Annotated in this window: 21 protein-coding genes; 9 read left to right on the plus strand and 12 right to left on the minus strand. The window is 71.5% G+C overall.

Features of this window, described 5'->3' with window-relative positions:
- Positions 1–381: 381 nt before the first annotated feature.
- The gene (locus AB0927_RS37455; protein WP_366672307.1) at positions 382–1,032 is read right to left on the minus strand and encodes a DNA-3-methyladenine glycosylase; all 651 of its coding nucleotides are present in this window, start codon (positions 1,030–1,032) and stop codon (positions 382–384) included.
- A 115-nt stretch (positions 1,033–1,147) separates the two neighbouring features.
- On the opposite strand from AB0927_RS37455, the gene AB0927_RS37460 reads away from it, so the two are divergent.
- The 3 genes from AB0927_RS37460 (at position 1,148) to AB0927_RS37470 (ending at position 3,190) form a co-directional block, all read left to right on the plus strand.
- On the plus strand, positions 1,148–1,930 hold the full coding sequence (locus AB0927_RS37460) for a sporulation protein (RefSeq protein ID WP_366672308.1): 783 nt from the start codon (positions 1,148–1,150) through the stop codon (positions 1,928–1,930).
- Positions 1,931–1,975: 45 nt separating this feature from the next.
- Entirely contained in the window at positions 1,976–2,515 is a 540-nt protein-coding gene (locus tag AB0927_RS37465; RefSeq protein ID WP_366672309.1) for a YbhB/YbcL family Raf kinase inhibitor-like protein, read from the plus strand.
- A gap of 168 nt (positions 2,516–2,683) precedes the next feature.
- The gene (locus AB0927_RS37470) at positions 2,684–3,190 is read left to right on the plus strand and encodes an HNH endonuclease (protein WP_366672310.1); all 507 of its coding nucleotides are present in this window, start codon (positions 2,684–2,686) and stop codon (positions 3,188–3,190) included.
- A gap of 71 nt (positions 3,191–3,261) precedes the next feature.
- On the opposite strand, the gene AB0927_RS37475 is transcribed toward AB0927_RS37470, so the two are convergent.
- From AB0927_RS37475 to AB0927_RS37485, 3 genes are all read right to left on the minus strand, one after another.
- Complete coding sequence (locus AB0927_RS37475) at positions 3,262–4,236, minus strand: SPFH domain-containing protein (protein ID WP_366672311.1); 975 nt, start codon at positions 4,234–4,236, stop codon at positions 3,262–3,264.
- 126 nt (positions 4,237–4,362) lie between these two features.
- A complete protein-coding gene (locus AB0927_RS37480) occupies positions 4,363–4,794 on the minus strand; it encodes an NfeD family protein (protein ID WP_366672312.1) in 432 nt (143 codons plus the stop codon).
- Between the two features lie 152 nt (positions 4,795–4,946).
- Positions 4,947–5,744: an ABC transporter ATP-binding protein gene (locus AB0927_RS37485; RefSeq protein WP_366672313.1), complete on the minus strand. Its 798-nt coding sequence runs from the start codon at positions 5,742–5,744 to the stop codon at positions 4,947–4,949.
- 150 nt (positions 5,745–5,894) lie between these two features.
- On the opposite strand from AB0927_RS37485, the gene AB0927_RS37490 reads away from it, so the two are divergent.
- Complete coding sequence (locus tag AB0927_RS37490) at positions 5,895–6,683, plus strand: hypothetical protein (protein WP_366672314.1); 789 nt, start codon at positions 5,895–5,897, stop codon at positions 6,681–6,683.
- Between the two features lie 82 nt (positions 6,684–6,765).
- Here the strand turns inward: AB0927_RS37490 and AB0927_RS37495 are convergent, their stop codons facing one another.
- The 3 genes from AB0927_RS37495 to AB0927_RS37505 all read right to left on the minus strand — a co-directional run bounded on the left by AB0927_RS37495 (position 6,766) and on the right by AB0927_RS37505 (position 8,998).
- Positions 6,766–7,005, minus strand: coding sequence for a chaplin (locus AB0927_RS37495; RefSeq protein WP_366672315.1), 240 nt, complete (start codon positions 7,003–7,005; stop codon positions 6,766–6,768).
- A 171-nt stretch (positions 7,006–7,176) separates the two neighbouring features.
- Entirely contained in the window at positions 7,177–7,818 is a 642-nt protein-coding gene (locus AB0927_RS37500; RefSeq protein WP_366672316.1) for a response regulator transcription factor, read from the minus strand.
- On the minus strand, positions 7,811–8,998 hold the full coding sequence (locus tag AB0927_RS37505; RefSeq protein WP_366672317.1) for a GAF domain-containing sensor histidine kinase: 1,188 nt from the start codon (positions 8,996–8,998) through the stop codon (positions 7,811–7,813). Before AB0927_RS37505 ends, AB0927_RS37500 begins: the two co-directional genes overlap by 8 nt.
- Positions 8,999–9,224: 226 nt before the next feature.
- Here AB0927_RS37505 and AB0927_RS37510 point away from each other — a divergent pair, with 226 nt between their 5' ends.
- The 3 genes from AB0927_RS37510 (at position 9,225) to AB0927_RS37520 (ending at position 12,080) form a co-directional block, all read left to right on the plus strand.
- Positions 9,225–9,920 carry an SDR family NAD(P)-dependent oxidoreductase gene (locus tag AB0927_RS37510; RefSeq protein WP_366672318.1) on the plus strand — a complete coding sequence of 232 codons (696 nt, stop codon included), beginning with the start codon at positions 9,225–9,227 and terminating at the stop codon, positions 9,918–9,920.
- Complete coding sequence (locus AB0927_RS37515; RefSeq protein WP_366672319.1) at positions 9,917–10,975, plus strand: S-adenosylmethionine:tRNA ribosyltransferase-isomerase; 1,059 nt, start codon at positions 9,917–9,919, stop codon at positions 10,973–10,975. Before AB0927_RS37510 ends, AB0927_RS37515 begins: the two co-directional genes overlap by 4 nt.
- A 334-nt stretch (positions 10,976–11,309) precedes the next feature.
- Complete coding sequence (locus AB0927_RS37520) at positions 11,310–12,080, plus strand: transglycosylase SLT domain-containing protein (RefSeq protein ID WP_366672320.1); 771 nt, start codon at positions 11,310–11,312, stop codon at positions 12,078–12,080.
- Between the two features lie 79 nt (positions 12,081–12,159).
- Here the strand turns inward: AB0927_RS37520 and AB0927_RS37525 are convergent, their stop codons facing one another.
- The gene (locus AB0927_RS37525) at positions 12,160–14,745 is read right to left on the minus strand and encodes an FHA domain-containing protein (RefSeq protein ID WP_366672321.1); all 2,586 of its coding nucleotides are present in this window, start codon (positions 14,743–14,745) and stop codon (positions 12,160–12,162) included.
- A gap of 659 nt (positions 14,746–15,404) precedes the next feature.
- Here AB0927_RS37525 and serB point away from each other — a divergent pair.
- Positions 15,405–16,613, plus strand: a complete 1,209-nt coding sequence (gene serB / locus AB0927_RS37530; RefSeq protein WP_366672322.1) for a phosphoserine phosphatase SerB — start codon at positions 15,405–15,407, stop codon at positions 16,611–16,613.
- A 78-nt stretch (positions 16,614–16,691) separates the two neighbouring features.
- Here serB and AB0927_RS37535 read toward each other — a convergent pair whose 3' ends face one another.
- From AB0927_RS37535 to AB0927_RS37550, 4 genes are all read right to left on the minus strand, one after another.
- Positions 16,692–17,210 carry a histidine phosphatase family protein gene (locus AB0927_RS37535; RefSeq protein ID WP_366672323.1) on the minus strand — a complete coding sequence of 173 codons (519 nt, stop codon included), beginning with the start codon at positions 17,208–17,210 and terminating at the stop codon, positions 16,692–16,694.
- A gap of 78 nt (positions 17,211–17,288) precedes the next feature.
- Positions 17,289–17,495, minus strand: a complete 207-nt coding sequence (locus tag AB0927_RS37540) for a hypothetical protein (RefSeq protein ID WP_366672324.1) — start codon at positions 17,493–17,495, stop codon at positions 17,289–17,291.
- A gap of 194 nt (positions 17,496–17,689) precedes the next feature.
- Positions 17,690–17,809 (minus strand): SGM_5486 family transporter-associated protein, encoded by a 120-nt coding sequence (locus tag AB0927_RS37545; RefSeq protein ID WP_366672325.1) that lies wholly within the window; start codon positions 17,807–17,809, stop codon positions 17,690–17,692.
- A 43-nt stretch (positions 17,810–17,852) separates the two neighbouring features.
- The gene (locus AB0927_RS37550) at positions 17,853–19,184 is read right to left on the minus strand and encodes a CynX/NimT family MFS transporter (RefSeq protein WP_366672326.1); all 1,332 of its coding nucleotides are present in this window, start codon (positions 19,182–19,184) and stop codon (positions 17,853–17,855) included.
- Positions 19,185–19,275: 91 nt separating this feature from the next.
- Here AB0927_RS37550 and AB0927_RS37555 point away from each other — a divergent pair, with 91 nt between their 5' ends.
- The gene (locus AB0927_RS37555) at positions 19,276–19,959 is read left to right on the plus strand and encodes a FadR/GntR family transcriptional regulator (protein ID WP_366672327.1); all 684 of its coding nucleotides are present in this window, start codon (positions 19,276–19,278) and stop codon (positions 19,957–19,959) included.
- Positions 19,960–19,968 lie beyond the last annotated feature (9 nt).

Consider the following 19,968-nt stretch of genomic DNA (forward strand, 5'->3'; position numbering starts at 1 on the left):
ATCTGGCGTTGACTTTTGGCACGCTGTTGAGTTCTCAAGGAACGGTCGCTTCCTTTGTACTCACCCTCGCGGGCTTTCCTCCGGGCGCTTCCCTTTCGTGTTTCCGACTCTATCAGATCCTTTCGGCTCCGATTCCCGGTCGGCGGGATTTGCCTCGGGCTTTCGGCTTTCGCCGTCGGCCTTTCGACATTCACTACGTTAGCTCATTCCTTCCGGGGCTCATAATCGAGTCCCTCGGGTTCGAATTCGGGCGCGTGAAAGCGTCGAAAACGACCCCGATGAAGGGGTGCGTCTAGGTAGTGGGTTGGCCGCTCCGGCTGCAGGCGATCGCCGTACCCGGTTCAGCGGCTCGGGATACATTACGCATCTTCCGAGGGCGAGTCAACTTCGCCTGCGCCTCGGGACATGGGCCCGGTAGGGACTCACCGTCGGGTCGCCGGCCACCCAGTAACGCCAGGGGTGGAGGTCGCCGTTCCCGCCCTCGCCCGCGACGCCGGTGCGCGGACCGCTCCGTACCTGTTCGGCGGGTACGGGGGTGCCCGTGAGGATCCGCAGCGGGGTCTCGCCTGAGGCGCAGGCGTCCGTGCCGTCCAGGGCGCGGTCGACCTCCAGTGCGGTGGCCAGGCGGGCCGGGCCTTTGGCCAGTTCCTTGTCGTTGCGGGCCGAAGGACGACGCTTGCGGGCCGGCTCCGCGCCCTCGACGACCTCGCCGGCCCTCAGCAGTACGGCGCTCGCCCTGCCCTCGGGTCCGCAGACGAGGTTCATGCAGTGCCACATGCCGTAGGTGAAGTAGACGTACACGTGTCCGGGCTCCCCGAACATCACCGCGTTGCGTGCCGTGCGACCGCGGTAGGCGTGGGAGCCAGGGTCGTTCGGGCCGTCGTAGGCCTCGACCTCCGTGAGGCGCACCGAGATCGGGCCGTCGGGCGTCGTGCGGACCAGGATGCGGCCGAGGAGGTCGGGGGCGACGTCGAGGACCGGGCGGTCGAAGAACTTCCGGGGCAGTGGCATACGGTCCGGGGGCGCGATCATGCCCTCCGAGAGTAGTCCACGGGGGTGGTCCGGCCGGGTCACGGCCACATGCGAGGAACCGGCCACGGGCTGATCGCGTTTGTAGGGGCGAGGTCCGTTCGCAAAGGGAGAGTCAATGGCGTTCAAGAAGCTGCTCGCGAGCCTCGGGGCCGGCGGTGCCTCGGTCGAGACGGTGCTGACCGAGGTGAATGTCGTACCGGGTGGCGTGGTCCAGGGCGAGGTGCGGATCCAGGGCGGTTCCGTGAACCAGGCCATCGAGGGGCTGTCCGTCGGTCTGCAGGCGCGGGTGGAGGTCGAGAGCGGCGACGAGGAGTACAAGCAGGACGTCGAGTTCACCAAGGTGCGCCTCGGCGGTGCCTTCGAGCTCCAGGCCGGTGCCGTGCACGCGGTGCCGTTCGGCCTGGAGATTCCCTGGGAGACGCCGGTGACGATGATCGACGGCCAGGCGCTGCGCGGGATGCACATCGGGGTGACCACCGAGCTGGCGATCGCCCGTGCCGTGGACTCCGGCGACCTCGACCCCGTCAACGTGCACCCGCTGCCGGCGCAGCAGGTGATCCTGGACGCGTTCATCCAGCTGGGCTTCCGTTTCAAGAGCGCCGACATGGAGCGCGGCCACATCCGGGGTACCCGGCAGAGGCTGCCGTTCTACCAGGAGATCGAGTTCTACCCGCCGTCGCAGTACCGGGGCCTGAACCAGGTCGAGCTGAGCTTCGTGGCCGACGAGCACGCCATGGACGTCGTCCTGGAGATGGACAAGAAGGCGGGTCTGTTCAGCGAGGGCTCGGACACCTACCGGTCCTTCCAGGTGGGTCACCACGACTGGCAGGGGACCGATTGGGCGGCGTATCTGAACCAGTGGCTGTCCGAGGTCGGAAGCAAGCGCAACTGGCTCTAGGCTTCCCTCTGTTCAATCCAGATCATCGATACAGGAGGTACCAAGGTGACCGAGCTCAAGCGGCGGCCGCTCCCCCATGACTTCCACCCGCCGGTGCCGTCGTTCACGGTGGCGAGCGCGGACGTCGAGGAGGGCGCCACGCTGAAGGGTGCTCAGGTCTACGCCGACGGCAACACCTCGCCGCACCTGCGGTGGGAGGGCTTCCCGCCGGAGACCAAGAGCTTCGCCGTGACCTGCTACGACCCGGACGCGCCGACCGGCAGCGGGTTCTGGCACTGGGTTCTGTTCGACATCCCGGCCTCCGTGACGGAGCTGCCCGCGGGCGCGGGCGGCGGCAAGTTCGAGGGCCTGCCGGAGGGCGCCGTGCACGTGCGCAACGACTACGGCACCCGGGACTTCGGTGGCGCCGCCCCGCCGCCCGGCGACGGCCCGCACCGTTACGTGTTCACGGTGTACGCGGTGGACCAGGAGAAGCTGGGTCCCGACGCGGACGCCTCGCCGGCCTATGTCGGGTTCAACCTGCGGTTCCACGCGATCGCGCGGGCCCAGCTGATCGGCGAGTACGAGAACCCCGAGCAGGGCTGAACGCCCCGTCTCGATTGAGTCAGGCGTTCATCGGACGTTTGCCCGCCTCCGGTCTTGGAAGTGATCGGAGGCGGGCATTTTTTATTGCGTTGTCCATCTCGACGCGCCCGTCCAGAGTTGAGCCGAGCCCGCCGGGGGGTGGGCCGGTGCACACGGGAGGTGGGCTGGATGCGTGACACGCTTGTGCTCAACGCGAGCTTCGAGCCGCTGTCTACGGTGACTCTGAACCGAGCCGTCGTTCTGGTGCTCCAGGACAAGGCGGTGGTCGAGCAGGCCCATCCCGAGCTGCGGATGCGCGGGGCCTGCGTGGACATACCCGCGCCCCGGGTGATCAGGCTGTGCAGGTACGTACGGGTGCCGTTCCGAAGACAAGCCCCGTGGTCGCGGCGGGGGGTGCTGGTGCGGGACCGGCACCGGTGCGTGTACTGCGGGCGCAGGGCGACCACGGTGGACCATGTGGTGCCGCGGGCGCAGGGCGGGCAGGACACGTGGCTGAACACGGTGGCGGCGTGCGCGGAGGACAACCACCGCAAGGCGGACCGGACTCCGGAGGAGGCCGGTATGACCTTGCTGCGGATGCCGTTCGAGCCGACGCCCGCGGACGCGATGCTCGCGGCTCTGGCGCGGGAGGACCTGGCCGCGCTTCCCGAGTGGCTCGGGACGGACGCGGCCTGAGGTCCCCGCGGGTTCCCCGCGCCCCTTCGAGGCGCGGGGGAACCGGCCGTAGTGCCCTCTGGTAGTGCCCTCTAGTCGATGCCCGGCTTCTCGCGGCGTTCCGTCGCCGGGCCGTTGTTCTGGGCCGGGAGGGTGGCGCCGCCGTTGCCGTTGCCGCTGTTGCCGCCGCCCAGGGAGCCGAAGTTGCCCATGGCGCCGGAGAGGCCCTTGAGGGCGTCGCCGATCTCGCTGGGGACGATCCAGAGCTTGTTGGCGTCGCCCTCGGCGATCTTCGGGAGCATCTGGAGGTACTGGTAGGAGAGGAGCTTCTGGTCGGGGTCGCCGGCGTGGATGGCCTCGAAGACCGTGCGCACGGCCTGGGCCTCGCCCTCGGCGCGCAGGGCGGCGGCCTTGGCCTCACCCTCGGCGCGCAGGATCTGGGACTGCTTCTCGCCCTCGGCCGTGAGGATCGCGGCCTGCCGGGTGCCTTCCGCGGTGAGGATCGCGGCGCGCTTGTCACGGTCGGCGCGCATCTGCTTCTCCATCGAGTCCTGGATGGAGGTCGGCGGCTCGATGGCCTTCAGTTCCACGCGGTTGACGCGGATGCCCCACTTGCCCGTGGCCTCGTCCAGGACGCCGCGCAGGGCGGCGTTGATCTCCTCGCGGGAGGTCAGGGTGCGTTCCAGGTCCATGCCGCCGATGATGTTGCGCAGCGTGGTGACGGTGAGCTGCTCGATCGCCTGGATGTAGCTGGCGACCTCGTAGGTGGCCGCGCGGGCGTCCGTCACCTGGTAGTAGATGACGGTGTCGATGTTGACGACCAGGTTGTCCTGGGTGATCACCGGCTGGGGCGGGAACGGTACGACCTGTTCGCGCAGGTCGATGCGGTTGCGGATGGTGTCGATGAACGGGACCACGATGTTCAGGCCCGCGTTCAGGGTCCGCGTGTAGCGGCCGAAGCGCTCGACGATGGCGGCGCTGGCCTGTGGGATGACCTGGATGGTCTTGATCAGGGCGATGAAGACCAACACCACCAGAATGATCAGGACGATGATGACCGGTTCCATCGTGTTCCCCGTACCCCTCTCCGCCTGGACGCCTTCGGGCGATCTCGTGCCCGTCGGTCGTGCCTGTTCAAAGGATCTTGCCCGTCGAGTCTGACAGACTCCGGCCCAACTCGCGGGCAGGATGGCTCAGATGACGATCGCGGTGGCCCCTTCGATGTCCACGACGTCCACCTCCTGGCCCGCCTCGTAGGCCCGGTCGCCGTCCAGGGCGCGGGCCGACCAGACCTCTCCGGCGAGCTTGACACGCCCGCCGGAGCCGTCGACCCGTTCCAGCACGACGGCCTGCCTGCCCTTCAACGCCTCGATGCCGGTGACGAGTCGGGGGCGCTGCCGGCTGTGCCGGTTCGCGATGGGCCGTACGACGGCGACGAGCGCGACGGAGACGACGAGGAACGCGATCACCTGGGCGACCGCGCCGAGACCGAAGGCGGCGACGACCGCGGCCGCGACGGCTCCCACCGCGAGCATGCCGAACTCGGGCATGGCGGTGACGACGAGGGGGATTCCGAGCGCCGCCGCGCCGACGAGCCACCACACCCATGAGCCGATGTCGTCCACGTGGTCATCGTAGGGCCACGACCGGGCGGCGGACAGGGCGCGTCGGGGACCCCGGCGGGTTTGTGCAAGGGTCCGGACAGGGGCGGGAAAGGGGTGGGTCCGGTGTGGGTCAGAAGTGGGACGAAGGGGGTGGGCCAGGGGTGGCGGCCGGGTCAGGAGAGCGGCAGGCCGTGGGCGGTCCAGCGGTCGCCGACCTGCTCGACCACGAGCGGGAGGCCGAAGCAGCGGGAGAGGTTGCGGGAGGTCAGCTCCAGCTCGATCGGGCCGGCGGTGAGAACCTTGCCCTGACGGATCATCAGGACGTGGCTGAAGCCGGGGGCGATCTCCTCGACGTGGTGGGTGACCATGATCATCGAGGGGGCGATGGGGTCGCGGGCGAGCCGGCCGAGTCGGCGGACGAGGTCCTCGCGGCCGCCGAGGTCGAGGCCGGCGGCGGGCTCGTCCAGGAGGAGCAGCTCGGGGTCGCTCATCAGGGCGCGGGCGATGAGGGTGCGCTTGCGCTCGCCCTCGGAGAGGGTGCCGAAGCGGCGGTCGAGGTAGTCGCTCATGCCGAGGCGGTCGAGGAAGGCGCGGGCGCGCTGCTCGTCCACGTCCTCGTACTCCTCGTGCCAGGCGGCGGTCATGCCGTAGGCGGCGGTGAGGACCGTCTGGAAGACCGTCTGGCGCTTGGGGAGCTTCTCGGCGAGGGCGATGCCGGCCACGCCGACGCGGGGGCGCAGCTCGAAGACGTCGGTGCCGGGCTTGCCCAGGGTCTCGCCGAGGATGGTGACGGAGCCCTTGCTGGGGTACAGGTAGCTGGAGGCGACGTTCAGGAGGGTGGTCTTGCCGGCGCCGTTGGGGCCGAGGATGACCCAGCGTTCGCCCTCCTTCACCGACCAGGAGACCTGGTCCACCAGAGCCCGGCCCTCACGGACCACGGATACGTCCTGAAGCTCCAGAACATCGCTCATGAGCGCGTTGTCTCCCCTTGCAGTGTGGCCGGTCTCGGCTGTCGCGTACGCCTGTGGCGCGGTCCGCCGCGCCGGTGGGCACGGCCCGTATGAAATCTACGCCACCAGCACGCCGGTCCATTCCATCGGTCCGGTCCTTAGGGTGGGGGCATGCTCACGGAACCGCGTTCAGGACGCCTTGCCTCTTGGGGAAATGCCCTTTTGGCCGGACTCGTCTCCCCGGATGACGCCGCGCTCGCCATTGTGGGTGACGACACGGTGCACCGGGTGGCCGGGCTGCCCGGGGAGGCCGCGCCGGTGGGGCTCACGCTCGCGCTGGGGCGGCTGCGGACGCTGGGGGCGACGGGGCTGCGGGTGGCGCTGCCGGCGCCCGGCCATCCGCTGGGGCTCAGCGGACCGCCGGAGTTCAACGCGCGGGCGCTGGAGGCGCAGGAGGCGGTGGTCTGCTTCGGCGCCGCGTTCGGGCTGGTGCCCGAGGCGCACGAGGCCGGGCCCGCGGGCGATGTGCACGCCGAGGTGGTCTGGCACGCCATCCCGGTCCGCGAGGCCCCGCCCGCGGACGTCCCGTCCCTGGGCGAGGCGGAGCGGGAACTGGCCGAGGCCCTGCGGGACGCGACGACGGTGCTCGCCCGACTGGACGTCGCCGCCTCCGGGCCGGTGGCCGAGGCCGCGATCGACGCGTACCGGGCGAGGGCCGAATCCGGCCGCGAGGTCCTGGCCCCGGGCTACCCGCCCCGGGCGGCCCGCGTCCTGGAGCTGGCCCAGCGTGTCGCCTTCCTGATCTCCCTGGCCCATGACCACGGTCACGGCGCCGCCGTGACCTCCTCCGAGATGGCGGCCCGCACCGAGGCCCTGCGCCCGGTGGAGCGGACGGCCCGGCGGGCGCAGGTGGCGGCGTACAACTCGATGGTGGAGGAGCGGGAGAGCGGGGTGAGGTGATCTACGGGGCGCTCGCGGCGGCCGGACGGCAGGGTCGGGCCCCCCGGTGGATCCGGGGGGCCCGCGCCTCGGTCGGGGTGCCTCAGCGGTTGAGGCCGAGGTTGCCGAAGGCCGGGTTGAGCACGCCGATGACGTTGACGCTGTCACCGGTCGCGTTCACCGGGACGTGGACCGGCGCCTGGACGACGTTGCCCGAGACGACGCCCGGGGAGTGCACGGCCGCGCCGCCCGCCTCGCTCTGGGCGGAGGCCAGGCCGGCGCCGGCGGCCAGCAGGCCACCCGCCACCATCGTCACGGCCGCTGCCTTCTTCAGGTTCTTCACTTTCCAACCCCTCTTGGACGTTCACCACGGCGGTTCTCCGTGGCACGCACTGGAGAACGGCGGAGATCGCCAGGGGATGCGCCATCCGGGTGACATTCCCACGACGGTATGAATCTCGGTCCGGTGCGGACCATTTGGGGGAAACCGATGTACGACGTCCGTACGGACGTCTCAGCCGGCCATCCCATGCCGTACGGCCCACAGCGCGGCCTGTGTGCGGTCGGCGAGGTCGAGCTTCATCAGGATGTTGGAGACGTGGGTCTTGACGGTCTTCTCGGACAGCACCAGCGCACGGGCGATCTCCCTGTTCGAACGGCCGTCGGCGATCAGAGCGAGCACCTCACGCTCCCGCTCGGTGAGCGAACCGCCCCTGCCCTGGCCCGAGTTGGTCTCCTCCTGAGACAGCAGCGCGCCCGCCACCTCCGGCTGGAGCAGGATGTGCCCGGCGTGCACGGAGCGGATGGCGCCGGCGAGGGCGTCGGGGTCCACGTCCTTGTACACGTACCCGGCGGCGCCCGCGCGCAGGGCCGGCACCACCGTGCGCTGCTCGGTGAAGCTGGTGACGATCAGCACCCGTGCCGGGTTGCCGAGTTCGCGCAGCTTGCGCAGGGCGTCGATGCCGTCCATGCCCGGCATCCTGACGTCCATGAGGACGACGTCGGGCCGCAGTTCCTCGGCGCGCTCCACCCCCTCCGCGCCGTCGGCCGCCTCGCCGACGACGGCTATGTCCTCCTGCACCTCCAGGAAGGTGCGCAGGCCCCGGCGGACGACCTGGTGGTCGTCGACGAGCAGCACCTTGATGGGTTCAGCCACCGGGGACCTCCAGCTCGATCACGGTGCCCTTGCCGGGCGCCGATTCCACGGTCAGCGTGCCGCCGACCCCGCTCGCCCGGTCCCGCATCGAGACCAGCCCGAGGTGCCGCCCGGCGCGGCGGACGGCGGCCGGGTCGAAGCCGTCGCCGTCGTCGCCGACCCGCAGCACCGCTCCGGGGCCGCGCCGCGCCACGCTCACGTCGACGCGCTCGGCGTGGGCGTGGCGCAGCGCGTTGTGCAGGGCCTCCTGGGCGACCCGGAGCACGGCCTCCTCCTGGGCGGCGGGCAGTGCGCGGTAGCCGGTGCCGGTGAAGGTGACGCGGGCGGTGTGGGCGCGGTCGAGGACCTGGATCTGGGTGCGCAGGGTGGCGATCAGTCCGTCCTCGTCCAGTGCGGCGGGCCGCAACTCCACGACGGCGGCGCGCAGTTCGTCGGCGGCCTCGGCGGCGAGCGCGGCGACCTGGTGGAGTTCGGTCTTGGCGCGCGCGGGGTCGCGGTCGACGAGCGCCGTGGCGGCCTGGGCGGTCAGGCGCAGGGAGAAGAGCTTCTGGCTGACCGCGTCGTGGAGTTCGTGGGCGAGGCGGGACCGCTCCTCGGCGATGGTGAGTTCGCGGCTGCGCTCGTAGAGGCGGGCGTTGGTGAGGGCGATCGCCGCGTGCTGGGCGAGGAGGGCGAGCAGTTCCTCGTCCTCCTGCGTGAAGCCGCAGCCGCCTTCCGGCTGCGGACACGAGGACTGCGAGGGGTGCGGGGGATGTTCCCCGGCGGGACGCAGCTTGTTGGCGAGGAACAGCGCGCCGATGATCTCGTCGCCGTCGCGGATGGGCAGCCCGAGGAAGTCGACGAGGTCGGGATGGGCGTCGGGCCAGCCCCCGAAGCGGGGGTCCTCGCGCACGTCGGAGAGGCGCTCCGGGCGGGCCTCGTGCAGCATCGCGGCGAGGATGCCGTGCTGGCGGGGCAGCGGGCCGATCGCCTTCCACTGGGCGTCGCTGACGCCGTCCACGACGAACTGGGCGAAGCCGCCGTGGTCGTCGGGGACGCCGAGGGCGGCGTACTGCGCGTCGAGCAGCTCGCGGGCGGAGACGACGATCGTCTTCAGGACGTCGCGCATCTCCAGGTGTCTGCTCATGGCCAGCAACGCGGAACTCACCGCGGTGAGGCCGGACCGGGGGCGGTGGCTCATGCCGTCACGGTACCGGCGGGCCGTGACGGCGCGGATCGGCCCGCCGTCGGCCCGGTGCCGTCCGCTGGTCCTAGGGCCGGCGGCGTAGGCCCGGGGGCCCGGGCCGGTGTCGTACGCCGAAGGGACCCGCCGGTCCGGGACTCGCGGCCGAGGCGGTGGCCGAGGGGGCGTTCCTACCGTGATCGCCACCCGTCCGACCGGGCGGGGTGACGAGGGGACGATAGTCATGCCGGTAGGGATCATCACGGGTGCCTCGAAGGGGCTGGGACGGGCGCTCGCCGAGGCGCTGGCCGAGCGGGGCTGGGACCTGGTGCTGGACGCGCGGGGCGCGGGGGTGCTCAGGCAGGCCGCGGCGGCGGCCGGCCGGTACGGCACGCGGGTGGTGGCGCTTCCCGGGGACGTCACGGACGCCGGGCACCGGGCCGCGCTGGTGGCCGCCGCCCGCGAGCTGGGCGGCCTCGACCTGCTGGTCAACAACGCCAGCGCGCTCGGCGCCGAGCCGCTGGTACGGCTGGAGGGGCTGCCGCTGGACGGGCTGCGGCGGGCGCTGGAGGTGAACCTGACCGCCGCGCTGGGCCTCGTCCAGGAGGCGCTGCCGCTGCTGCGGGCGTCGGCCGCGGGCACGGTGATCACGGTCAGCTCGGACGCGGCGGCCGAGGCGTACGAGACCTGGGGCGGTTACGGCGCCTCGAAGGCGGCCCTGGACCGGCTGGCGGCGGTGCTCGCGGTGGAGGAGCCGGGCCTGCGGGTGTGGGCGGTGGACCCCGGGGACATGGCGACCGACCTGTACGCGGCGGCCGTACCCGACGACGACGACGCGCGGCCGGCGCCCGGCACCGTCGTGCCGGCCTTCCTGCGGCTGCTGGACGAGCGCCCGGCCTCCGGGCGGTACGCGGCGCCGGCGCTGGGGGCGGGCCGATGAGCACGGTCGTGCGGGTGCCGGAGGAGCTGTCCGCGCGGGAACCGGCCGAACAGCGGGGCCCGGGTGGAGAACGGGACGACGTGCGGCTCCTCGCGTCCCACGGGACGCGGGTGACGCACCACACGTTCCGCGAACTGCCGCGGCTGCTGCGGGCCGGGGACCTGCTGGTGGTCAACACCTCCCCGACGCTGGCCGCGGCGGTGGACGGCCGGATCGGGCGCGCGCCCGTGGTGGTGCACTTCTCGACGCGCGGCGACGACGGCCGCTGGGCGGTGGAGCCGCGCGAGCCGGACGGCCGGGGCACCACCCGCGCGCGGGCGGGCGTCCGCGCGGGGACGGAGGTGAGGCTGACGGGCGGGGTCCGGCTGGTGCTGGAGGAGCCGGTGGGCGGGCGCGGGGAGCGTCTGTGGTGGGCGCGCGTCGCGGGCGGCCCGGTCCCGGGGCTGCTGCGGGAGCACGGGCGGCCCATCCGTTACTCCTACACGGCGCGCGATCAGCCGCTGTCCGCCTACCAGACGCTGTTCTCCCTTCCTACTGCCGACGGATCGGGCAGCGCGGAGATGCCGAGCGCGGGGCGGCCCTTCACCGCGCGGGTGGTGGCGGAGCTGGTGCGCAGGGGGGTGGGGTTCGCGCGGGTCGTGCTGCACACGGGGGTGTCGTCGGCGGAGGCGCACGAGCCGCCGTATCCGGAGTGGTTCGCCGTGCCGGAGGCGTCGGCGCGGTCGATCAACGCGGCGGCGGCCGGGGCGGGCCGGGTGATCGCGGTGGGCACGACGGCCGTACGGGCGGTGGAGTCGGCCGCGGGCCCGGACGGGGTCGTGCGGGCCCGCGAGGGCTGGACCGACCTGGTGGTCACGCCCGAGCGCGGGGTGCGGGTGGTGGACGGGCTGCTGACCGGGCTGCACGAGCCGGAGGCCTCGCATCTGCTGATGCTGCGGGCCGTCGCCGGGCGGGCCGCGGTCGAGCGGGCGTACGAGGAGGCGCTGCGCGGGCGCTACCTGTGGCACGAGTTCGGGGACGTCCATCTCCTCCTTCGGGAGGAGAGTGCGCGCTGAGCCTCACAGCGCGCGTTGCGATGGCAACTCCCCGTGAGACTGATCTGTCTTCCCTGTGAGCCCGCGCATAGGGTCCACATCACGTACGAACAGACATAGGAGATATACCCCCCGCCGCGAACGGGACAGATGCTCCATTCTGTCCCGTTTTGGCCTTCCCTGATCCACTATCGGGCTTCGTACGTCACACCTTTGCCAGGGCATTTTGCGGCCGCTAAGAATTGCTTTCGTCGCTCAGCGCCGTGGGTTCGTCCCGCGGCCTTTGTGCGGGAGGAACCGATTCCCCCGGCGGACGCAGGAGCGACCTCCGCGCTATCGAAGAGGTCCATCAGCCATGCCCAAGAACATCCTCAGTCGTGCTCGAAATCGTGCCCTGACCAAGCAGCGCAAGCTCGCCGTCGCCGGTGTCGCCGCTCTCGGCACCGCCGCCATCGCCCTGTCGGCCGTCCCCGGTAACGCGGACACCGTCACCACCGGCTCCCCGGCCACCACCGCGCAGGTCGCGAAGGTCGCCACCCAGGACGCCACGCTGGCCAACGTCAAGGGCACGGTCACCGACCGCCTCGCCGCGCAGAACGTCAAGCTCGACGCCATCGCCGCGCAGCAGAAGGCCGCCGCCAAGCAGCAGGCCGACGCCGTCGCCAAGCAGCGCGCCGACGCCGCCGCGAAGAAGGCCGCCGCCGACGCCGCCGCCAAGAAGGCCGTGCAGGAGCGCGCCGCGAAGCAGGCCGCCGGCCGTTCCGCGCAGCGTCCGCAGATGCAGACCGTCGCCGCGAAGACCTACGCGAACAACCTCGACGGCTGGATCCGCCAGTCCCTGGACATCATGCACGCCAAGGGCATCCCGGGCAGCTACAACGGCCTGTACCGCAACATCATGCGTGAGTCCTCGGGCAACCCGATGGCCATCAACAACTGGGACATCAACGCGATCAACGGCATCCCGTCCAAGGGCCTGCTCCAGGTGATCCAGCCCACCTTCAACACGTACCACGTGGCCGGCACCTCGTGGAACATCTACGACCCGGTCGCCAACATCACCGCCGCCTGCAACTACGCCGCCCACCGGTACGGTTCCATGGACAACGTCAACAGCGCGTACTGAGGTCGGCGCGGACCTCTGACGAACGCCGAAGGGCGGCACCCCATCGCGGGGTGCCGCCCTTCGTGACGTGGTGCGCGGGCTACTTGCGCATGACCTCCGGCTCGTGGCGGCGCAGGAAGCGGGCCACGAAGAAGCCGCAGGCCACACCGAGCACGAGCAGCGCGATCATGTCCATGCCCCAGGCCGCGCCCGTGTGGTTCCACAGCGGGTCGGTGCTGCCCGGGTCGTCGCCGTTCGGGGCGATGTTGTTGAAGTCCAGCGTGGCGCCGGCCGCGGCCACCGCCCAGCGCGAGGGCATCAGGTACGAGAACTCGTTGACGCCGAGCGTGCCGTGCAGGGTGAACAGGCAGCCGGTGAAGACGACCTGGATGATCGCGAACATCACCAGCAGCGGCATGGTCTTCTCGGCGGTCTTCACCAGCGAGGAGATCACCAGGCCGACCATCATCGAGGTGAAGCCGAGCGCCATGATCGGCAGGCACAGCTCGAACAGGGTCGAGCCGCCGAGGATCACGCCCTGGTCCGGGATCTCGCGGGACGAGAAGCCGATCAGGCCGACCATCAGTCCCTGGAGCACGGTGACGGCGCCGAGCACGACCACCTTGGACATCAGGTAGGCCGACCGGGAGAGGCCGGTCGCCCGCTCCCGCTCGTAGATCACCCGTTCCTTGATCAGCTCACGCACGGAGTTCGCGGCGCCCGCGAAGCACGCGCCGACCGCGAGGATCAGCAGCACGGTGGTGGCGGTGCCGTTGGGTACGTGCAAGCCGGTGCGCGGGTCGACCCTCGGGTTGACCAGCAGGCCGTGGTCGTGGTTCATCAGCAGGCTGACCGAGCCGAGCACCGCGGGCAGGATCACCGTCAGCGCCAGGAAGCCCTTGTCGGAGACGATGACCGACACATAGCGCCGGATCAGGGTCAGCAACTGGGAGCCCCAGGCCTGCGGCTTGGGCGGCTTGATGGCCGCGGGCGGCGGCATGTACGCCGCCTGCTGCGGGACGTCGGCGTCGAAGTCCGCGGCGTACATCTGGTAGTGCTGCGAGCCCTTCCAGCGGCCCGCCCAGTCGTAGTCGCGGTAGTTCTCGAACGCGGAGAAGACGTCGGCCCAGCTGTCGTAGCCGAAGAAGTTCAGCGCCTCCTCCGGCGGGCCGAAGTAGGCCACCGCGCCGCCCGGCGCCATCACCAGCAGCTTGTCGCACAGCGCCAGCTCGGCCACCGAGTGGGTGACGACGAGCACGGTACGGCCGTCGTCGGCGAGGCCGCGCAGCAGCTGCATGACGTCGCGGTCCATGCCCGGGTCGAGGCCGGAGGTCGGCTCGTCCAGGAAGATCAGCGACGGCTTGGTCAGCAGCTCCAGGGCCACCGAGACACGCTTGCGCTGACCGCCGGACAGGGACGTGACCTTCTTGTCCTTGTGGATGTCGAGCTTCAGCTCGCGCAGCACCTCGTCGATGCGGGCGTCGCGCTCCTGCGCGGTGGTGTCGGCGGGGAAGCGCAGCTTGGCCGCGTACTTCAGGGCCTTCTTGACGCTGAGTTCCTTGTGCAGGATGTCGTCCTGCGGGACCAGGCCGATGCGCTGGCGCAGCTCCGCGAACTGCTTGTACAGGTTCCGGTTGTCGTAGAGCACCTCGCCCTGGTTGGCGGGCCGGTAGCCGGTCAGCGCCTTCAGCAGCGTGGACTTGCCGGAGCCGGACGGGCCGATGACCGCGATCAGGGACTTCTCCGGGACGCCGAAGGAGACGTCCCTCAGGATCTGCTTGCCGCCGTCGACCGTGACGGTCAGGTGACGCGCGGCGAAGGAGACCTCACCGGTGTCGACGAACTCCTCGAGGCGGTCGCCGACGATGCGGAAGGTGGAGTGGCCGACGCCGACGATGTCGGCCGGGCCGAGCTGCACCGAGCCGCCCTTGGGCACCGGGTGGCCGTTGACGTACGTGCCGTTGTGCGAGCCCAGGTCGCGGATCTCGAAGCGGCCGTCGGGCGTCGAGTGGAACTCGGCGTGGTGCCGCGAGACCTGGAGGTCGGAGACGACCAGCTCGTTCTCCAGGGCACGGCCGATGCGCATGACCCGGCCGAGCGCGAACTGGTGGAACGTGGTCGGGCTGCGGTCCCCGTGCACGGGCCCGCCCGGCCCGGCCTGCTGCGGGAAGGCGGCGGGCTGGGCGTCCTTCTGGTACGGGAAGGCGGCCTGCTGCGGGGCGGGCTGGGCCTGCTGCGCCTGCTGCCAGCCGGGTTGCGGGGCGGGTGCCTGCTGGGGCACCGCCTGGTGCGGGGGCTGGGCCGCCTGGGCGGGTGCCTGCTGGGGGGCCGCCTGCGGCGCCCAGCCCGCGGGGGCCGCGGCGTACGGCGCCTCCTGCCTGCCCGCGGCGGCCGCGGCACCGGCGAGATCCAGCCGCGGTCCGTCCGTCGCGTTGCCGAGGTGCAGCGCCACCCCCGGGCCTATCTCCGTCTGCTGGATCCGCTGACCCTGGAGATACGTGCCGTTGGTGCTGCCGTGGTCCTCTATGACCCAACTGCGGCCGTTGAAGCTGATCGTGGCGTGTCGCCAGGAGACCCTGGCGTCTTCGAACACGATGTCACCCTGCGGATCTCTGCCGAGGGTGTAAGGCCTGGACGGGTCGAGCGTCCAGGTACGTCCGTTTGTTTCCAGTACGAGTTCCGGCACTCCATGCCCCACTGAGTTGTCCCCCGAATTTCCCCCATCGCAGGGAGTCTAGGGATGTCGAACATCGTGGGGAACTATTTCAGGCGCACCCCCCTGACCAAAACCCGGCCCTTGCGCGGAACACGTGCGGCGCCCTCGCCGGAGGACCGCAATTCCGGCGAGCGGGATAAGTGGGGCTGGAAGAGGGTGGGGAGAGGGGGCGGGGGATGCGGGTCGTTCTCGTTTTCCTTGAGGAGAAAGGGAGTTGACGTCGGCTCTGGTGGGGGTGGTGATGCTGGGTGGGAGGTGCTGAGCGGGGGGCTGGGTGGGGGGCTGAGTGGGAGGTGCCCGGTGCCGGGTGGGGGCCGGGGTGGGGGCGCGGCCGGTACGGCGGGGGCGGGGGGCGGGGGCGGCCCGGGCTGCCGACGCGGCCGGCGCGCGCGGCCCCGGCGGCCCGGCCCCGGCGCGGCCCGGGAAACCGCCACCCGAAAACCCGCCGCCCGAGAACCCACCACCCGGACTCCGGCCGTCGGTGGGCGGTCGCTCGGGCGGTGGGTTCGGTGTGGTGGTGGGAAGCTGTTGGCAAGATCCTTGATGCCGGGACGCCATCCATTGTTCCGTGTCCGTCAGGCGGACCTCGGCGGCGGGCGGCACGGGGTGCCGGATACGGTGGTGAGACCATGACTGCTGCGCAGACCCCCGAGGTCCCCACTCTCCTCGTCAAGATCTTCGGCAAGGACCGGCCGGGCATCACGGCCGGACTCTTCGACACGCTTGCCGCGTACTCCGTCGACGTGGTCGACATCGAGCAGGTCGTCACCCGGGGACGCCTGGTCCTGTGCGCGCTGGTGAGCCAGCCGCCGGCCGGCATCGAGGGTGATCTGCGGGCCACCGTGCACAGCTGGGCCGAGTCGATGAAGATGCAGGCCGAGATCATCTCGGGGCACGGCGACAACCGCCCGCGCGGTCTCGGGCGCTCCCTGGTGACCGTCCTCGGGCATCCGCTCACCGCCGAGTCGACGGCCGCCATCGCCGCCCGGATCGCGAAGGCCGGCGGCAACATCGACCGTATCTTCCGGCTCGCCAAGTACCCCGTGACGGCGGTGGAGTTCGCGGTCTCCGGCGTGGAGACCGAGCCTCTGCGCACCGCGCTGGCGTCGGAGGCCGGGGCGCTCGGTGTCGACATCGCGGTCGTCTCCGCGGGCCTGCACCGGCGTGCGCAGCGTCTCGTGGTCATGGACGTGGACTCCACCCTCATCCAGGACGAGGTCATCGAGCTGTTCGCCGCCCACGCGGGCTGCGAGGACAAGGTCGCCGAGGTGACCGCCGCGGCGATGCGCGGCGAGCTGGACTTCGAGCAGTCGCTGCACGCCCGCGTCGCCCTGCTGGCCGGGCTCGACGCCTCCGTGGTCGAGAAGGTGCGCAACGAGATCCGGCTGACCCCCGGCGCGCGCACCCTGATCCGCACCCTGAAGCGGCTCGGCTACCAGGTCGGCGTGGTCTCCGGCGGCTTCACCCAGGTCACCGACGACCTCAAGGAACGCCTCGGCCTCGACTTCGCCCAGGCCAACACGCTGGAGATCGTCGACGGCAAGCTGACCGGCCGGGTCACCGGCGAGATCGTGGACCGCGCGGGCAAGGCGCGGCTGCTGCGCCGGTTCGCCGCGGAGGCCGGGGTGCCGCTGGTGCAGACGGTGGCGATCGGTGACGGCGCCAACGACCTCGACATGCTGAACGCGGCCGGTCTCGGTGTCGCCTTCAACGCCAAGCCCGTGGTGCGCGAGGCCGCGCACACGGCCGTGAACTTCCCCTTCCTCGACACGGTCCTCTACCTCCTCGGCATCACCCGCGAAGAGGTCGAGGCGGCCGACACCCACGACGAGAGCTGAGACGGCGGGGGCCGGGCCCCTCAGAGCGGAGACTCCCGGTGTTCCCTCGCTCCGAGGTCACCCCAGGTCACCCGGAGGTCACTCCGAAGGCGCCCAGTAGTCCGTCAACGTGGCCACGCCCGGCTCCAGGCTCTTCCAGGGGCCCTCGAAGGACAGCAGGGCGAAGGCGGCGGCGGGGAAGCCGCGCCGGTTCATCCGGTCGCGGGCGTCACCGTCGGCCGAGCCGGCCAGGATCTCGGCCAGGCCGTGGACTCCCGGGTTGTGGCCGATCAGGATCAGGGTGCCGACCTCGTCCGGGACTTCGTTCAGCAGGGCGATGAGCTGGCCCGGGGAGGCCTCGTAGATCCGCTCCTCGTAGACGGTCTTCGGCCGGTGTGCCAGTTCGTGGACGGCGAGTTTCCAGGTCTCACGGGTCCGGGTCGCGGTGGAGCACAGGGCCAGGTCGAAGGAGAGGCCGGAGTCGGTCAGCTTGCGCCCGGCGACGGCCGCGTCCTTACGGCCCCGCTCGGCGAGCGGGCGCTCGTGGTCGGTCACCTGTGGCCAGTCGGCTTTCGCATGCCGGAAAAGGGCGATCCTGCGGGGTTCTGCGACGCTCATGCGTCCCAGCTTCGCATGAAACAGGCCATGGGGCGCAGGGAGTTGACATGCGAATTCGCCATGTCAGGCGGCTTCCGGTCAGCGCATGAGCAGTCGCTGTGCGCGCTCGACGAGGTGGGCTATCGCCGGGTCCGCGTTCGCCGCGTGCGCGTCCGAGGGGTTCAGTATCAGCAGGAAGAGGATGCCGAAGGCGAGCACGGGCAGCGCGAGAGCCCACCAGCGCAGCCGGATGTCGACGCCGCCCGTGGTCGCCGGGTGGGTCCGGAAGGGGGTGCGGGCGGGCATGATCGCCTCCGTGATCCTTGAGCGGGTCCGCGTGACCGCCACCGCGGTCACCACTCGAAGGTACGGAACCCATGGGCGCCAACCCATCAGGTTTTCCACCCAGTTACCCCTGAGCCCTGCCCCCTAGGGGACAGGGGGGCCGGCCCCACCATCCGCCGGAAACGCCTGGTGGCGGGGGGTGTGAGCGGGCGGCGTCACGGGGACGCGATGATCGCGACGATGGCGATGACGAGGAAGATCGCGAAGAAGGAGCCGAAGACGAGCAGCATCTTCTTCTGACCGTTGCGGGGGTTCGGGTCGAGCACAGGCTGCATGCCCACAGTCTCGCACCCCTCCCCCGGCGTCCGTGCGCGGGGGTCAGCGCGCCGCGGCCTCCTCCTCGACCGTGCGGTCGCGGCCCGCCAGGTAGCCCACCAGCATCTCGGGCACCATGAGGGCCGCCATCAGGGCGATCGGCAGGCCCCAGCCGCCGCTGTGCTGGTAGAGCACGCCGACCAGCAGCGGGCCGGGGATGGAGATCAGATAGCCGGTGCTCTGCGCGAAGGCGGACAACTGGGCCACGCCGGGAGCGCTGCGGGCGCGCATGCCGACCATCGTCAGCGCCAGCGGGAAGGCGCAGTTGGCGATGCCGAGCAGCACCGCCCAGGCCCAGGCGCCGGCGGCCGGGGCGAGGTACAGCCCGGTGTATCCGGCGAGGCCACACACGCCCAGGACCAGCACGATCGGGCCCTGGTGGGGCAGCCGGGTGGCGATCCGCGGAATGACGAAGGCCAGCGGCACGCCCATCACCATCGTGACGGCGAGCAGCAGACCCGCGGTGCCGGCCGGCACTCCCGCGTCCCGGAAGATCTGCGCCATCCAGCCCATGGTGATGTAGGCGGCGGTGGCCTGGAGGCCGAAGAAGACGGCGAGCGCCCAGGCGGTGCGGCTGCGGGCGATCCGCAGCGGGGGCTGCTCGCCCTCGGCCGGCTCCGGCGCCGAGGCCGGCCGGGCGGCCCGCCCGTCCCGGCCCTCCCGGCCCTCCCGGACCAGCGGCGCCCAGGGCACCACCGCCACCGCCGCGAGCACCGCCCACACCGCGAGCCCCGGCTTCCAGCCGCCCCCCATGGCGTGGGTCAGCGGGACCGTCACCGCGGCCGGAAGGGATGTGCCGAGGGCGAGGACCATCGAGTACAGGCCGGTCATGGAGCCGACCCGGTCGGGGAACCAGCGCTTGACGATGACCGGCATCAGCACGTTGCTGACGGCGATGCCCATCAGCGCGAGCGCGCTCGCGGCCAGGAATCCGGCGGTGCCGCCGGCGTACGGCCGTATCAGCAGGCCCGCGCAGATCGCGACCATGCCGCCGCACACCACGGCGGCCGGTCCGAAGCGGCGCGCCAGGCGGGGCGCCGTCACGCCGAAGACGGCGAAGCACAGCGGGGGCACGGAGGTGAGCAGCCCGGCCACGCTGCCGCTCATGCCGAGCCCGTCGCGGACCTCCTCCAGGAGGGCGCCGAGGCTGGTGATGGCCGGGCGGAGGTTGACCGCGGCCAGCATGATGCCGACGACCACCAGGCGGGTCACCCACGCGCGCTCGGGGCCCGTCCGGGGGGTCGTCCCGGGCGCGCTTGCCGGGGTGGACGTCTCGCGGCCGGTCGGTGACACCGCCGTACGGGTGTCCGTTGCCGGTGTTTCCTCGCTAGCCATGGGGCTCATCATAGAATCATAGGATGATTGGTTGTCCATTCCCGGAACTCCCGGAGCGCGTGCGCCCCGGCCTGTCGCGCGAAGGTGTTTTATGCCTCTGAGCCACCCGCGCCGTTCGGCCCTCTCCGAGCAGGTGATCGCCGAACTGCGCAACCAGATCGCCACCGGTGAGTGGCCGGTCGGCTCCCGCATCCCGACCGAGCCCGAGCTGGTCGAGCAGCTCGGCGTCGCCCGCAACACGGTCCGTGAGGCCGTGCGCGCGCTCGCCCACAACGGGATGCTGGACATCCGGCAGGGCTCGGGGACCTACGTGGTGGCGACCAGCGAGCTGGCCGGCGTGATGCACCTGCGGTTCGCCGACGCGGACCCCCGGCACATCGCCGAGCTGCGCGCCACCCTGGAGTCCGCCGCGGCCAAGCTCGCCGCCGAGCGGCGCACCGAGAAGGACCTCAAGCAGTTGGACGCGCTGCTGGTACGACGCGAGGAGGCCTGGGAGAGCGGTGAGGCGGAGACCTTCGTGACCGCGGACGCCACCTTCCACCTGGCCGTGGTGGCCGCGTCCCACAACGAGGTCATGACGGCGATGTACGCCGACCTGGGCGAGCTGCTGCGGGACGCGCTGCGCGCGGACGTCGGCGCCGACATGACGCCGGAGGCGCACATGGACCACTCCCGCCTGATGGACGCGATCCGCACGGGCGACACCGAGGCGGCGGCGCGGGAGGCGGCGAGCTACCCCTTCCAGTGCCGTCCGGGGCGGCCCGGCACCGGCTGACGGACCGGT

Origin of the sequence: Streptomyces sp. NPDC048106, from assembly GCF_040706415.1 — a bacterium.
Classification (GTDB): domain Bacteria; phylum Actinomycetota; class Actinomycetes; order Streptomycetales; family Streptomycetaceae; genus Streptomyces.